Source organism: Rhodococcus sp. MEB041 (assembly GCF_030208955.1).
GTDB lineage: Bacteria > Actinomycetota > Actinomycetes > Mycobacteriales > Mycobacteriaceae > Rhodococcoides.
Genome location: NZ_JARVSZ010000004.1, coordinates 351,954 through 366,428, shown reverse-complemented (window position 1 = coordinate 366,428; position 14,475 = coordinate 351,954). Strand labels below are relative to the sequence as shown.

General features: G+C 62.5%; 15 protein-coding genes. 8 read left to right on the top strand and 7 right to left on the bottom strand.

Features of this window, described 5'->3' with window-relative positions:
• Positions 1 to 210 precede the first annotated feature (210 nt).
• Entirely contained in the window at positions 211 to 804 is a 594-nt protein-coding gene (locus tag QRN16_RS13785) for a hypothetical protein (protein WP_285187490.1), read from the top strand.
• Here QRN16_RS13785 and QRN16_RS13780 read toward each other — a convergent pair.
• Positions 795 to 2,408 carry a tyrosine-protein kinase domain-containing protein gene (locus QRN16_RS13780; RefSeq protein ID WP_285187489.1) on the bottom strand — a complete coding sequence of 538 codons (1,614 nt, stop codon included), beginning with the start codon at positions 2,406 to 2,408 and terminating at the stop codon, positions 795 to 797. The two genes, QRN16_RS13785 and QRN16_RS13780, sit on opposite strands and share 10 nt — an antisense overlap.
• A gap of 240 nt (positions 2,409 to 2,648) precedes the next feature.
• Here QRN16_RS13780 and QRN16_RS13775 point away from each other — a divergent pair, with 240 nt between their 5' ends.
• The 3 genes from QRN16_RS13775 (at position 2,649) to QRN16_RS13765 (ending at position 4,583) form a co-directional block, all read left to right on the top strand.
• A complete protein-coding gene (locus QRN16_RS13775) occupies positions 2,649 to 3,131 on the top strand; it encodes an Lrp/AsnC family transcriptional regulator (protein WP_027506980.1) in 483 nt (160 codons plus the stop codon).
• A 148-nt stretch (positions 3,132 to 3,279) separates the two neighbouring features.
• Positions 3,280 to 4,317, top strand: a complete 1,038-nt coding sequence (locus QRN16_RS13770; RefSeq protein WP_056695889.1) for a GGDEF domain-containing protein — start codon at positions 3,280 to 3,282, stop codon at positions 4,315 to 4,317.
• A 77-nt stretch (positions 4,318 to 4,394) separates the two neighbouring features.
• The gene (locus QRN16_RS13765; protein ID WP_056443925.1) at positions 4,395 to 4,583 is read left to right on the top strand and encodes a DUF2795 domain-containing protein; all 189 of its coding nucleotides are present in this window, start codon (positions 4,395 to 4,397) and stop codon (positions 4,581 to 4,583) included.
• 1 nt (position 4,584) lies between these two features.
• Here QRN16_RS13765 and QRN16_RS13760 read toward each other — a convergent pair whose 3' ends face one another.
• From QRN16_RS13760 to QRN16_RS13745, 4 genes are all read right to left on the bottom strand, one after another.
• Positions 4,585 to 5,349, bottom strand: coding sequence for a GAF domain-containing protein (locus QRN16_RS13760; protein WP_285187484.1), 765 nt, complete (start codon positions 5,347 to 5,349; stop codon positions 4,585 to 4,587).
• Positions 5,346 to 6,122 (bottom strand): GAF and ANTAR domain-containing protein, encoded by a 777-nt coding sequence (locus QRN16_RS13755; protein ID WP_350310213.1) that lies wholly within the window; start codon positions 6,120 to 6,122, stop codon positions 5,346 to 5,348. The genes QRN16_RS13760 and QRN16_RS13755 overlap by 4 nt, the downstream gene beginning before the upstream one ends.
• Before the next feature lie 89 nt (positions 6,123 to 6,211).
• Complete coding sequence (locus tag QRN16_RS13750; RefSeq protein WP_285187480.1) at positions 6,212 to 6,955, bottom strand: polyprenol monophosphomannose synthase; 744 nt, start codon at positions 6,953 to 6,955, stop codon at positions 6,212 to 6,214.
• Positions 6,956 to 7,169: 214 nt separating this feature from the next.
• The gene (locus QRN16_RS13745) at positions 7,170 to 7,532 is read right to left on the bottom strand and encodes a hypothetical protein (protein ID WP_285187479.1); all 363 of its coding nucleotides are present in this window, start codon (positions 7,530 to 7,532) and stop codon (positions 7,170 to 7,172) included.
• A gap of 411 nt (positions 7,533 to 7,943) precedes the next feature.
• Here QRN16_RS13745 and QRN16_RS13740 point away from each other — a divergent pair, with 411 nt between their 5' ends.
• The 4 genes from QRN16_RS13740 (at position 7,944) to QRN16_RS13725 (ending at position 12,697) form a co-directional block, all read left to right on the top strand.
• Complete coding sequence (locus QRN16_RS13740) at positions 7,944 to 9,140, top strand: glycosyltransferase (protein ID WP_285187478.1); 1,197 nt, start codon at positions 7,944 to 7,946, stop codon at positions 9,138 to 9,140.
• Positions 9,141 to 9,259: 119 nt separating this feature from the next.
• A complete protein-coding gene (locus QRN16_RS13735; protein WP_285187477.1) occupies positions 9,260 to 10,360 on the top strand; it encodes a glycosyltransferase in 1,101 nt (366 codons plus the stop codon).
• Positions 10,361 to 10,578: 218 nt separating this feature from the next.
• On the top strand, positions 10,579 to 11,562 hold the full coding sequence (locus QRN16_RS13730) for a hypothetical protein (RefSeq protein WP_285187476.1): 984 nt from the start codon (positions 10,579 to 10,581) through the stop codon (positions 11,560 to 11,562).
• 10 nt (positions 11,563 to 11,572) lie between these two features.
• Entirely contained in the window at positions 11,573 to 12,697 is a 1,125-nt protein-coding gene (locus QRN16_RS13725) for a glycosyltransferase (protein ID WP_285187474.1), read from the top strand.
• Positions 12,698 to 13,000: 303 nt separating this feature from the next.
• Here the strand turns inward: QRN16_RS13725 and QRN16_RS13720 are convergent, their stop codons facing one another.
• Complete coding sequence (locus QRN16_RS13720) at positions 13,001 to 13,558, bottom strand: dTDP-4-dehydrorhamnose 3,5-epimerase family protein (RefSeq protein WP_285187472.1); 558 nt, start codon at positions 13,556 to 13,558, stop codon at positions 13,001 to 13,003.
• Positions 13,545 to 14,432 carry a glucose-1-phosphate thymidylyltransferase RfbA gene (gene rfbA / locus QRN16_RS13715; RefSeq protein ID WP_285187469.1) on the bottom strand — a complete coding sequence of 296 codons (888 nt, stop codon included), beginning with the start codon at positions 14,430 to 14,432 and terminating at the stop codon, positions 13,545 to 13,547. The genes QRN16_RS13720 and rfbA overlap by 14 nt, the downstream gene beginning before the upstream one ends.
• Between the last annotated feature and the right edge of the window lie 43 nt (positions 14,433 to 14,475).

Sequence of the window (14,475 nt, the reverse complement as noted above, 5' to 3'; positions counted from 1 at the left end):
CCACGGGTGCCGTTGAACAGGCCGACGGTGTTCGATTCCACTGCCCCGGGTACCAACCATCAGCCGCTTCGAGCGGCCACCTGCCGAGAGGCGCACTGGCGGGCACCGTCGCCTGATGACATAGCCGCGGACCGCAGGTCTGCGGCTATTGTCGTTCTGACACAACGGGTATCCGAGCAGGAGTCGAGGAGTCATCACTGTGGACTGGCTGTGACGTACAGCGACACCCGACCGGCCCGCGAGGTAGCCGTCCAAGCACTGTTCGGTCTCGTGCTGGGGCTGTCGACTGCGCTCGGACATCACTACGTCGTTCCGCGGATCTACGTCGACGCCGAACCGCCGCCCGACATGTCACCGACCGATGTCGGGTACATCAGTGTCTCCGACTACCTGCGCCACGTCGACGGCCCCACCTGGTGGCCGACCCTTCTGGTGCTTCCCCTTCTGGGAGCCCTGATCGGTGTCGCCTGCGGGCTGATGCACAAGTACGTCTCCCGTCGTCACCTCGTGTCCCGAGCGATCGGCATCGTCGTCGCGACGACCGTCGCGGGTGCAGCAAGCGGTGGAGCCGGTGCGATCGTCTCGACCGTGCACCCGCCCGTCGTCCACATCGTCGGAGTGACCGACTCGTCCTACATGGTGGCACCGCCACCTGACGGCGCATCCTTCGACGACACCGTGGTCGACAACGTTTCTCGCCTCGATGTCGACGCGGTCGCCGTCGCTGTCGGCTACACCGTCACCGGCGGCCTTCTCGGCGCACTGGTCGGCGTTGCCCTCACATACCGCCGCCGTCAGGACTGATACGGACGGCGAGGCGGCGGACGCATCGTCGACCGACTCGGAACCTGCTCGGCCTCGTACCCGTTGCCGTTCGCGTTCTCGGCCTGACGCCGGGCAGCTCGGCCGCCATGGCTCCGGGTGGGCTCGTAGCGGGGCGCGGGGTAGGCCTCGGGGACGGGTTCCGGAGTGGGCTCCGGTGCGGGCTCGGGCACCACGACCGGCGCTGCCGGCCGCACGGCGGCGGACGGAGCGTCCTGACGAGCGACCGTGGTGTCGGTCTCGTAGTAGTGGCGGTAGTCGTAGTCCCGCTTGCCGCGCGACGGGGCCATCGTGAGGATGACGCCCAGGATCGGGGCACCAACCTGCGTCAGGTTGCCCAGTGCACGGGTGAGTTCGTCCCGCTTGGTGTGGCCGTGGCGCGCCACGACGATGGCGCCGTCGGCGTGCGCCGTGATGACCGACGCGTCGGTGACGGGCAGCAACGGCGGTGCATCGACGACGACGTAGTCGAAGCTCGCGCGGAGCGTGTCCATGACGGTGCGCGCCGCCTCGGACCCGAGCAGCTCGGACGGGTTGGGCGGCAACGGTCCGGAGGCGAGCACGTCGACACCGTGGAACTTGGTCGGCTGCAACACTTCCTCCACGTCCGCCTGTCCCGACAGCACGGTGGAGAAGCCGACCGACCCGACGAGGCCGAGGTACTTCGAGACACGGGGACGACGGAGGTCACCCTCGATGAGAGCCACGTGGTGGCCGGCCTCGGCGAGGACCAGCGCGAGGTTGACGGCCGTGGTGGTCTTGCCCTCGGCGGGCACGGCGGACGTCACGACGATGACGCGCGGCGGCGAGTCCACCTCGAGGAACTGGAGGTTGGTGCGCAGTTCGCGGAACGCCTCGGCGGTGCCGGAGGACGACTCGGCGAACGAGAGCGCCGCCTCCTCCTTGATCGTCTTGTCGAAGGGCACGACGCCGACGACGGGAACGCCCGAGAGGTCGGCGAGCGTGGTGCGGTCCTTGATGGTGTTGTCGAGCCGGTCGCGGATCACGGCGAGCGCGATACCGAGCAGCAGTCCGACGGCCACACCGAGCGCCAGGTTGCGCGTCGTCTTCGGCGAGATCGGGCCGGTGGGAACCTGTGCCGGCTCGACGACGCTGACCTGGGCCAGCGGAGCGCCGCCGCCGGGAGGCGTCTCGAGGTCGTCGACGAAGTCCACGAACGTGGTGCCGATGCCGTTCGCGAGATCGCGCGCGGTCGTCGCGTTGGAATCGGAGACGCACGTGTCGATCAGCACGGTGTCGGGCGACGACGTGGTGCGGACCTTCGACGCCAGTGCCGACGGGCTCATGGAGAGGCCGAGGCTGTCGATGGTGCGCTGCGCGACACTCTCGCCGCCGAGGAGCTGCGTGTAGGAGGCGACGCGCTGCTGCGACGCCAGGTTGCCCTGGTACACCTCGGTCACCGAGGACGACGACGAGCCGGTGGAGACGTAGAGGCGGGTGCACGCCTCGTAGACGGGCGTGGACACGAGTGAGAACACCAGCGACGCCGCTGCGGCGATCACCGTGGTCAGAACAATCACGATCCACCGCGCGCGGAGAATTCTCACGTAATCAGATATCTCCACCGAGACGACTCCTCACATCGATGACGGCCGGACCGAGCACCCGGACCACACATCTGGGGCAAACTTCTGGGCTCACCTTAACCATGTCGTGACCATCGGGCATCTCGGGAACGGGGCGAAAGCCCCGCTCCGGTTTTTACGCGATAAATGTGAGAAACACCGATTTTTGAAATCACGATCAAGTTCGTGAGCACTGCATACTTCGGGCTGCTCCGCTCGCCGTGTGGCACAGTTCACCACGTGACCAAGCTCGACCGCACCGATGCTCGCCTGTTGCTCGCGCTCTGCGACATCCCTCGCGCCACCGGAGTCCACCTCGCCTCGGTTCTCGGACTGGCGCGAAACACGGTTCAGGCCAGACTCTCTCGTTGGGACGACTCACATACCCTCGCGCCGATGGACCGGCTCGTCTCCCCTCGGGACCTGGGGTATCCCCTCCGCGCGTACGTGGGCGCAGTGACGGACCAACACCGCCTCGAAGCGGTCATCGATCGCCTGCGGGACATTGCCGAGGTGACCGAGGTGGTCGGCGTCTCGGGCGGAGCGGATCTGCAGATCGGCGTCTCGGCCGCCGACGCAGATGATCTATATCGCGTGGCCGGGCTAATTCTTGCGGTTCCCGGAGTCGAACGCACGACGGTCTCCGTCGTGATGCGCGAAGCGATTCCCTATCGCACCCGGCCGCTGATCGAAAGACTTGCGCGCGAGAACGACAATTCCTGATTCCACTCCTGTTACGTGTGCGCAAAACAGGGATCGGGCCCGACGGAAGCGTGCAACCACCCCTCGACGCAGGTTCCACGCTGATACCGTCCGACAGGTGATACGCCCAGGTTCCGGCGGCCGCAGTCGTGGTCGGTCCCGGGCACCCTTGACCGACGTCGTGCGTCGCCGTATCGCTGTGCTGATCCCGACGTTCGCCCTCCCCGGCATCCTGACGATGTTCAGCGCTGCCGGCCCGGCCGCCGGCGCCCCGCGTATCGCTGCCATCGCCGTTCTGCTGTCCACTCTTCCCGTGGCGGCAATCGTCGCCACCGCTCGCAAGTCGTTCACCTGGTGGCGCCGGGCGCGCACCCAGCGCGCCGTCGCTCTGGCCTTCACCGTCTACGCCGACGTGGGGACGTCGACCTTCCTCCTGCTGTGCAGCAGTCACGCTCTGGGTCTCGCCGGGTGCGCCCTGTTCGCGGTCATCAGTTCGTACGTCGCCTTCTTCGGCGGACGCGCCACCGTGGTGGTGCACCTGGTGCTGACCACCGTCGTGATCGGCTGGATGACAGCGCTGGTCCTGCGCGAGCAACCGATCGGCGCCATGGCCACCATCGCCGCGGCGACGAGCATCTGGCTGGCGGTCAACGCGACCATGTCCATCGTGAGCACCACCTCGATGTCTCTGCACCGGCACCTCGAGCGCCAGATCGACAGTGCGCGGACCGATCCGCTGACGGGACTGCTCAACCTGCGCGGCCTGGAGGTGCAGGCGAAGCGGCAGCTCCGCGGACGGTCACAGGTGGGATTCCTGCTCGTCGACCTCGATCACTTCAAGTGGGTCAACGATCATCACGGGCACATCGCGGGCGACGGGGTGCTCGCGCTCGCCGCCCAGCGCCTGCGCGATCACCTGGGTGACCGGGCAGTGGTCGCCCGACGCGGCGGCGAGGAGTTCCTCGTGGTGCTCGACGCGCAGTCGACCGGACTGCACGCTCTCGCCGAATCGATCCGGCTCGCGCTGTCCGACACGTCCGACCTCATCCCAGTGACGGTGAGCATCGGGGTCTCGTGTCTCGACACCACTCGGATGACGGCTGCCCCGATCGCGTCGACCATCAACCACGGAATGCACCTCGCGGACATCGCCATGTATCGAGCCAAGGCCGCGGGCCGCAACACCGTGGTGGTCTACACGGACTGACGTCCGCACGGTTTGCCGTCCCTCTCCTCGGGTAGCTCGCACGCGAGCCATCACCCGACCGACGAGAGGACCGTCCCATGGCCGTCAATCCGATCGAACTGCAGAAGCACCTGGCCGGCGCCGACTACCCGGCGTCGCCGAAAGACCTGGCCGATCTCGCGAAGAGCAACGGCGCGGACGACGACGTGGTCGACGCACTATCGTCCATGCCCGACGACAGCTACGACGGACCCGACGCCGTCAGCGCCGCCATCACCAAGAAGTAGGTCAGGAGTCGAAGCGCCGGGGCGGCACCGGACTCGTCGGCAGGTAGATCAGCTCCGACGATCCGATGTCCGCCGGCGCGACGTTCTGCGCGGCGATGATCGCGGCGGCGTGCTCGCTGTCCGTGGTGCCGTGCGCCCGCGCCAGGCGGGACAGCCGAGTGCGTGCCGCCGACGTGGAGTCGTCGAAGAATTCGGCCAACACACCGGTCGCCCCTGAGATGGTGGCCGCGCCGCTGAGTACTGCCTGCACGGCGGCCGACGCGTCGACGCGTCGTATCTCCGACGCTCCGGTGGTGAGGGCCAACGCCGTCAGGTCGGCGAGCATCTGCCCCAGCTCGTCCGGACGCTGGGTCCCCCACGGTTCGGCGGTGTAGACGGCGAGGGCGCCGAGTCCGACGCCCAGTGCGACGACCGGATACGCCCGTACGGCGCCGACGCCGCTCTCCTCGGCAAGTGCGCGGTACTGCTCCCACCGGCTGCTTCCCGCCTCTGAGGCGTCGCCGATCATGGCCACGGCCGTTTCCCGGGCACTGGTGCGGACGGGACCGGACGTGAAGAGCCGCTCGTCGGCGGCCGCACTGCCGACACTGGCGGTGGCCACGGTATGCAGGGTATCGCCGTCCAGCAGGGAGATGACGGCGATGTGTGCGTCGAACCCGGTGAGTGCGGTGCCCGCGATGCGCTCGAGGAGGGCTGGCAGGTCGAAGCGAGTGATCAGCGTGGCGGTGATGTCGGCGAGGGCGAGCCGAGTGGGCGTCGTGTTCACCGGGGACCTCCGTTGTCTCGTTCGTCTCTCATGCTGATCCGACGGGCCACGACGTCGGCGGCGACCTCGGTGACGCTGCGCCCCCGCGCGAAGGCGTGCGCGCGCAGACGGTCCATCGCCACATCGGTGGTCACGGCCAGTTGCACCGCGATCATGCCCGCCGCCACGTAGACGTCGGCGCGGCTGTACGGGCCGGCGCCCTCGATGGCGGCGACGTCCTCCGATGCCAGAGCATCCTCCGGGGTGGCCGCCGCGTCGTCGGTGTCGTCCGGGTTCACGTAGTGCCCGAGCACCGTACGCGCGATCGCGACAGCGCACATGCGGGCCGCGTCGTGCTCGACGTCGGTCAGGTCCACGGGCGTCGAGCGGTAGAGCTCCAGGACGCCGAACGACGAGGCCCCACCCAGCAGCGGATAGGCGTACATCCCGCGAGCGCCCAGGGTGGCCGCGCCCTGCCCGAAGATGGGCCAGCGGGCCGCGGAAACGGGCGAGCGGATGTCGCCCACCCGAACCGGCTCGGCGGAGCGGTGCGCATCGATGCACGGGCCTTCACCGACGGTGAACTGCAGTTCGTCGAGCTGCTGCGAGAGGGCGTCGGTGGCGAAGACGAGTTCACGCACATCGTGCGAGGTGCCGAGAAGCGCGACCGCGGCACCGTCGACACCCGTCAACCGAACCGACGTCTCGGTGACGTGGCGGATGCCGGTGAACGACGATAGGCCGTCACGCGAAGCACCGTGACGATCGTCGTCGCGGGTGGGGTCGTCGGGCATGGAATCCACGAGCGAACCTCCTCAGGACGCACTGTGCGCCTCGACACCCAGTGTCCCACGCGCGGTGTCCCGGACGCGGAATGCGTCTGTTACTTTCCGATCCCGCTGCGGAGCAGCTTCCACGGAACCGCGGCGGACTCGAGCTGTACCGCGAGGCTCATCTTGGAGGTGCCGTCGACGCGTTCCTCGAAGCGGATGGGCACCTCGGCGATGCGGAGTCCGTGCTTGATCACGCGGTAGTTCATCTCCACCTGGAAGGCGTAGCCGTTGCTGCCGACGGACGCGATGTCGATGGTGCGCAGCGTCGACGCGCGCCAGGCCTTGAAGCCGGCCGTCGCGTCCTTGACCTTCAGACGCAGAATGCCGTTGACGTAGAGGTTGGCCCACTTCGACAGTGCCTTGCGGTGCCACGGCCAGTCCTCGGCGACGGCGCCGCCCGGCACGTAGCGCGATCCGAGCACCACGGCGGCGTCCGACTCCTGCAGGCGCTGCACCATGCGCGGGATGGCTTCGCACGGGTGCGAGAGGTCCGCGTCCATCTGTACGACGATGTCCGCCCCCTCCTCCAGCGCACGAAGGATGCCGGCGACGTACGCGCGGCCCAGCCCGTCCTTGGTGGTGCGATGCAGAACACTCACCGGGATGGCGGCGGAGGTGGTGAGTCCGTCCGCCACGTCGCCCGTCCCGTCCGGCGATCCGTCGTCGACCACGAGGACTCCGAGGTTCTTCATCTGCAGGTCGGTGAGCATTCCGACCAACTTGGGAAGGTTCTCGCGCTCGTTGTACGTGGGTACGACGACGGTGATGCGGGGGTCAGCGGAGGCTTCGGACACTGTGGAATGGTGATGGATCGGCCGGTAGATCGCAAGAACCGGACATACCGCGTCGCTCAGCGGCGCGGGACCATGGCCCACGTGGCCGAGAGCACTGTGGAGGCTGCGACGCACCACACCAGCACAGCCGGAGCACCGCCCACCATAAGTCCCAGCGTCGTACAGAGAAGAAGGACAGCGAGTACCGACGCGGTGCGTGCGTCGAGTCGCCTGGTCATCGTCGACCCGTGCCCTTGTGTCCGCGAGTGACCTGATCGGGGTCGGCCACCGCTCGTCCCGTGACCACCCGTTCCTCACAGGACGTCTCTCCCCCGCCGACTTCTCCTATCAAGCCCCCCACAGCCGCACCGACAGCCACGCCAAGAGGGCCCCCGCCGGCACCGAGCATTCCGCCCACACTCGCACCGCCCATGGCGCCGGTGAGCATCCCGGAGGAACACTCGTCGACGGCGAACTCCCACGACTCCGCGATTTGCTGCACCGGATCGGTCACCTCGGATGCCGCTGCCGGCCCCGCACCGACGACGGCGCACGATCCGACTGCTACTGCGATGACAAGTGTTCGTGCGAGCTTCATCTGATCCCCCGATTCGTGGCGATGCCGTGTCGCCTTGCTATCGAGAGAAACAGCCCCCGAACAGGTAGTCCATGACGCCGACGCACGAACACGGATTGGACACATGGACGCACGGCGCGTTGCTGAGATCTGAACCGAGAGTCCAATAGGAGGCGGGCGCGAGCGCAACCATAGATTCCGCGGCGTCGTTACTGCACACAGCCCGGAGTATCACCTCAATCATTCAGACAGACCACAAATCCTGCGCGGCACCGGCATTCACTGCGATATTCGACACATATCCTGACACTTTCCCCAGCAAGACGGGCACTGCAGCCTGTTGTAGGCTCTGATCAATCGGGACGCGCATACCGCGCACACGCCGCTGACAATCGCTGCGTGGAAATACCGCACAAGTATTGTGGGGAATGCATGACCAATCCATCTGTGCATATCATTGGCACTCGTGGCTATCCGAGTTATTACGGGGGCTTCGAGACGTTGGTCCGTCGCCTCGCCCCGTACCTCGCGGATCAAGGCTGGGACGTCACCGTGTACGGCCGGGGCCGTACCGCCGACGCCGGTAAGGCGGACGGCGACTCTCGCATCCGCTCCATCGACACGGTAGGCGTCGAATCCAAGTCGTTGAGTACTCTCTCCTACGGTCTGACCTCGACCGCTCACTGTGCCTACGCCAAACCGGACGTGGCGCTCGTCATGAACGTGGCCAACGGCTTCTGGCTCCCCCTGCTTCGCGCTCGCGGCATCCCCACACTGGTGAACGTGGACGGCATCGAATGGGAGCGCGCCAAGTGGGGCAACGCGGCCAAGAAGTTGTTCCGTGCTGGAGCGACTGCAACCGCGCGGCACGCCGACAACCTCGTCTTCGATTCGAAGGCGCTGGGCGCTAGGTGGAGCGAGGAGTTCAACCGCACCGGTGAGTTCATCCCCTACGGTGGCTCGTTCGGCAAAGATCGGCCGGTAGTCGACGGCCTCGAGCGCAGGGGCTACATCTTGATGGTGGCACGCTTCGTGCCTGAGAACACCGTCGCGGAGTTCCTCGAAGCCGCAGAGCAGCTGAGTGAACGCTGGGACGTTGTTGTCGTCGGTTCGTCCGGGTATGGCGGCGAGCTCGAAGACCGACTCACGGCACTCACGGAGCGCAACCCGAGAGTTCGATGGTTCGGCCATGTCAGCGACGACGAGGTGCTGTTCTCACTCTGGGAGAACTGTGGCGTCTACTTCCATGGACACAGCGTTGGTGGGACGAATCCCGCACTTGTTCAAGCAATGGCCTTGGGCGCGGCGACAGTAGCCCGCGACACGGTATTCAACAGGGAGGTCCTCGGCGACTCTGGCGTGTTCGCGAAACCCAATCGCGATGCGATTTTTATCGCGATCGATCAAATGATGTCCAGTTCACAACTGCAACAGGAATTAAGCCGTTCTGCGGTAAGCCGGGTCGCAGAGATCTACACCTGGGAGTCAGTATGCAGCAGCTACCAGAGGGCACTGCATGCGCTCGCGAACAACACAACTCTGTCCCCTTCCGTTAGCAAAGACACTGTTTCACCAGAAGGCCGTCCAAGCTCTGGTTCGAGCCCAGGTGAGGCTCGAACCGAAAAATGACGCAGAAAGAAACAATAGAGTTTCTATAAGATAGACGCGCACGCCGCGGCTAAATCGAGCAGGGGCAAATCCAAAGTCAACTACCTGGGTCCGGCACTCGGAGCATGGAAAAGGAACGAATGACTCCCAAATACGAATTTGCCGTACTCAGCCATACGTCGAAATCGAACGCATTGGGTCGTGCGTTAGCTATGGCCACAGTCGCGCAGTCGGTCGGCCCAGTTACTGTTTGGGCAGTGGATGACGGTCCCACTTGGCCTGCCGCAGCAAAATTTGGCCATTCCATTAATCTTGTCTCAAGCAGCGGCACCATATCTTGGACATCAAAGCGGCCCGACGTCCGCAAAATTTTATGGATAAGCAAGGGGATCAGCCCGTCATTGCAAATCATGAAGAGAGCCCTGGCCGACTGCACCCAAATAATTGTTGTTCTCGATCTAGACGATGACGATGCAGCGCTCGCGGAAATGTTTCGCCACCGCAGAACCATGAACAAGCTCAAACTCAATGCCCTAAGAAAAGGACACCCTCGACGTATACGAATGAGTCAAAATATGATCGCACAACGCGCTCAGTTGTTTACATTCTCGACATACTCTCTGGCGGAAGTATTTCCCAATACATTCACGCCCCGGGTGCGAATTCCGCATGTTCGTCCTCTTGAGCCGAAACCGCGACGGAGAGCCTCAGCGCCAGAGCTGGCGGTCATTAAAGTTGGGACCTTCGGCACGATCCGAGACCACAAAGGACTGAGCCTGATCCGGGAACTGATCCAGTACGATAAAGCCGTGGAGATGCATGTGTTCGAAAACTCCGGGCTAGTTGCATCGTCTCTGCCGAGCGGCCGAGTCGTCGAACATTCCGTCGACGAAGATCTGATGCACGTATATGGCTGTGTAGACGTGGCCCTTATTCCTATGTCCACCGAGTCGGGCGCGGATGTTCAACTTCCTGCAAAACTGATCGACGCAATGCGTGCCGGAGTACCAGTCGTCACATCTAAGTCCTCAGCAATTTACGAGATAGCAGGCGACACTGTCACTTATCTTCCGGATAATACTGATGTGAGCGAAGTCCGGGGTCGAATAGACGAGGCAATCGCCAGAGGCGGCGAACGCGTCCGATCGCGATTCGAAGAGACCTCGTCGAATTCAGCGGCAGCAGCGATCCTGAAAGACTTTCTGGATCACGCCGACCAGCGTGACTCGAAGATTAGGTAGCTGTGCGAAGAGTACGCAGTCTTTTCAAGAAAGTATTGCAGCCAACGCTAGCTGCCCAAGTCGTTGCCGTTACATGCGCCCTCGGTCAAATCGCGTTGATAACCCGGTTTCTGCCAACTGACGAGTACGCGAAGTACGGAGCCCTCACCGCGGTGTGGGCAATTGGTAACGCGGTTCTTGGCACCAGCATTGGGACCCGCGTGGCACGGTCCGCAGCTGTGGACGGTCAACGCATAATGTTCACGGTTCGCGACGTATCGCTCATTCTACTTTCGTCTGTTGTTAGTTTTATTTACTGCATAGTCAGTTGGGGTTCTCCCGTCCTCGGACTGCTATCAGCCCTAACGCTTGTCACATTCGTTTTAGCTGAGGCCAGATTGTCGCTCGACCTAGGTCGTTCGAATTTCTGGTCGTATCTCGTACTTCTCACATTAAAAGTGTTATTGCCGCTTCTATTTCTGTGGGCGTTCGAACTGGCCTTCGACGGTCTTGATCTGACGATTACCATGGTCTGCATTATTTCTGGCAACCTGCTGTGCTGCTTGATCAACCCTCTCAAATCATGGGAACTTACATCGTTTCTTCGTCAGCAGAATGCGATAGAATGGGTTGGACTGATGAACGTGGGGCTTTGGGTGGTAAGCAGCAATGGCCGTCTGGTAATGAACGAACGCGTGACCGCATATGAATTAGCAGTGTTCACGCTCGCTTACGCGCTTGTCGATCGCGCGTTCCGCTCGGTACAAACAGCATACGTGTCAAAGAAACTTTCTCGAGCGCTGTCCGGAGAGTTCCGACAACAATTGATTCCATGGATAACCTTGGTGGTTACTTTAGGCTTGGTGTCGGTTGCTTTGTTGCCTTTTGGCTCTAGTCTACTTTCTTCTGGTAAATATCCGACGGGGTTTGGTCTCGCTTCCCTTCTGTCAATGGCTGGCGCGATAATGCTGTTATCGTCACCACTATATCTGTACGTGATCGGGAGTCAGTATCTCAAAGTTGCGGCAATAACAGCCCTTCTCATCAGCGCGGTTTCGGTTCTCGCCAATATTGCCCTGGTCCGCTTGGGCGGATCATCTGCCGTGGCTGCGGTCCTTGCGGTGTCATACTTGGCTTGGTTGCTCACACTCTTTGCGTTATTCCGTAGAGGACGTTCACCACAACGAGTTCGACCGGAGAAAAATACAATCTCGATTCGATAGGACGGGCAATATGACAGAACCGCTTGATTCGATCGCCGGCTTCCCGATGCATGGCAGTAGAAAAATGATCGAGGAAGGTTTTCGAACTAGAGATGGCCACTTATTAGAATGGTTTTCAAAGATCCTCGGTCAGCGATCCACAGTGAACGTTTATTCCCGGCCGGAGCCCTCCGTTACGCGACTCGCCGACTCGCGCAGAAAGCACCTGTCGGATATACACGCGAACATGCTCGAGCAGCCTTCCTATTCGGGGAGGTTGCCGAAGCTTTCCAATCGGCAGCATTGGTGGGTCAAGTCGGCCAATTCTTATCGATCCTTGGACTCTGTCTCACCCGAAAGTCCAGCAATCATCTGGAACCCTTTTGTTGCAGTATCCAATATCAAGAATGACGTTTTCAATGGGCGAAGAGTAGTAATCGTGGACCTACTCGACGACTGGACCACCCATTTTGCTTTTGCGGGCATCAGGGAAGAGACAGAGCATGCTTATAAAGTTCTGTTTGACAGCGCAGACCATGTCACAACAAATGCGGAAGGAACGCTATCTTTAGCTCATCGGTTCGGGCGTACCGACGCGGAGATGATTTTGAATGGCGTCGACTCGACACGGTTCACGCCAACTCATTCCGCCTCAGGTCCGCTAACCGTCGGGTACGTTGGGAAGATTGGCAATCGTGTTGACTACGCACTCGTGGTCGAGACTGCTCGCGCCCTCCCAGGTGTGAAGTTTGTTGTAGCAGGGCCGATTCTCGATTCGGCATACAAAGACTTGAGCCGTAAGGCAGCTAATATCACCCTGACAGGAGATGTGCACTACGACGATATGCCATCCCTACTGGAGACCTTCGATATTGGTTGGGTACCCCACAACGTGGGGCAGGGCGAGGTAGGAGGCGATGTGATCAAGACTTACGAATATCGAGCGGCTGGCCTTCCGGTACTGACTACGCCCGTTGCTGGAGCGGGGGCTCGAGGGCTCCAACACGTGAAGGTTCTCGACAGGTCAGAGCATGCCGCATATCTGCAGGACCTAGCATCGAATTACAATCGTATACAACGTATTCCGGAATCGATCAATGTTGACATGGAGTGGAAGTCCAAGGCTGAGCATATTTTGTCTTTGTTCAACCGCTGAAAGACCTGTCGTCACGAAGTTGCAAAATTACGCAGAAGTGCGAGAAGACGCTGGCGACCCGCCGAGTCCCGACCCTTAGTCGGGTTCGGCGGGCTCGATCTGGTCAATCTCGATTCACGGAATTAGAGCGAAAGCGCAGCGTGATGAACTCAAGATGCCGCTCCGACCAACATGCGAACCATCGGTTCGATGTGCCGCGCACGAATCTTCACATCAGTGCCGTCACTTGAAAGTTGCAGTCGGTCGGTTTGCTGAGCGTGTGCTGGCTACTTTTATGAGCTTTTGTACGAAGGTGCTGGGCGGCTACGCCCAGTCCGCGAACGAGGGTGCCGCGGCGTCCTTGTCGGAGAGTTGGTAGGTCAGGGGTGTGCCGTCGCGGCCGTGGGTGGGCCAGTCGATGGCGAGGTCGGGGTCGAGCGGGTGGATGTCGCGGTCCGCTCCGGGGGTGTACTCGAGGCTGCACAGGTACATCACCGTGGAGTGGTCCTCGAGGGAGAGGATCGCGTGCCCGAGCCCGACGGGCAGGTACACCGCGCGGCGGTCGACGTCGTCGATGAGCACCGAGTCCCAGGTGCCGTACGTCGGTGAGTCCTTGCGGAGGTCGACCACGACGTCGAGGAACGCGCCGCGGGTGCAGGTGACGTACTTGGCCTGCCCGGGTGGGTCGACGGTGACGTGGATCCCGCGAAGCACGCCTGCGGCGGAGACGGAGCAGTTGGCCTGCAGCAGTTCCAGGGGGTGGCCGACGGCGGCGGTGAAGGCGGAGTCCTTGTGCCATTCGAAGAACACGCCGCGGTCGTCGCCGAACTGGCGGGGAGTGAATTCGAACGCCCCGGGGACGCGCAGTTCACGAAAACTCATACAACCCCACCTTCTTGTCGATGAGTTCCAGGAGGTACGTGCCGTACCCCGACTTGACCAGCGGAGTCGCCCGCTGAGTCAGTTCGTCGTCAGTGATCCAACCTCGGCGCCATGCCACCTCTTCGGGCGCCCCCACCTTCAGTCCCTGGCGCTGTTCGATGGTGCGTACGAAGTTCGACGCGTCCAACAAGGAGTCGAAAGTACCCGTGTCAAGCCACGCGGTACCACGCGGCAGCACCTCGACCTGGAGGGTGCCGGCCTCCAGGTAGTGCCGATTGACGTCGGTGATCTCGTATTCACCCCGCGCCGACGGCTTCAGGTCGCGGGCGATGGCAATGACGTCGTTGTCGTAGAAGTAGAGCCCCGGCACCGCGTAATTCGACCGCGGGTGGGCCGGTTTCTCCTCCAGCGAAATTGCTCGTCCCGCCCTGTCGAACTCGATGACGCCGTAGGCCGACGGGTCGGACACCTCGTACGCAAAGACTGCACCGCCACCGAGGTTCTCGAAGCGCGCCAACTGGGAGCCCAGGCCGGGACCATAGAAGATGTTGTCGCCCAGTACGAGCGCGACCTGCTCGGAACCGACATGCTCCGCGCCTAATACGAACGCCCGAGCCAAGCCGTTAGGTTGATGTTGAACCGTATAGGTGATGGAAACACCAAATTGTGAGCCGTCACCAAGTAAACGGTGAAACTGATCCGCATCGTGTGACGTCGTGATGATGAGGATGTCTCGGATGCCCGCCAGCATCAATGTAGTCAGGGGGTAATAGATCATGGGCTTGTCGTAGACAGGCACTAACTGCTTGCTCACCCCGACGGTGATCGGATGTAACCGTGAGCCGGTTCCCCCGGCCAGAATGATTCCCCGCATGAGAACGAAGTGTTTCAGAAGCCAGCAGATCGCGCGTCTCGAG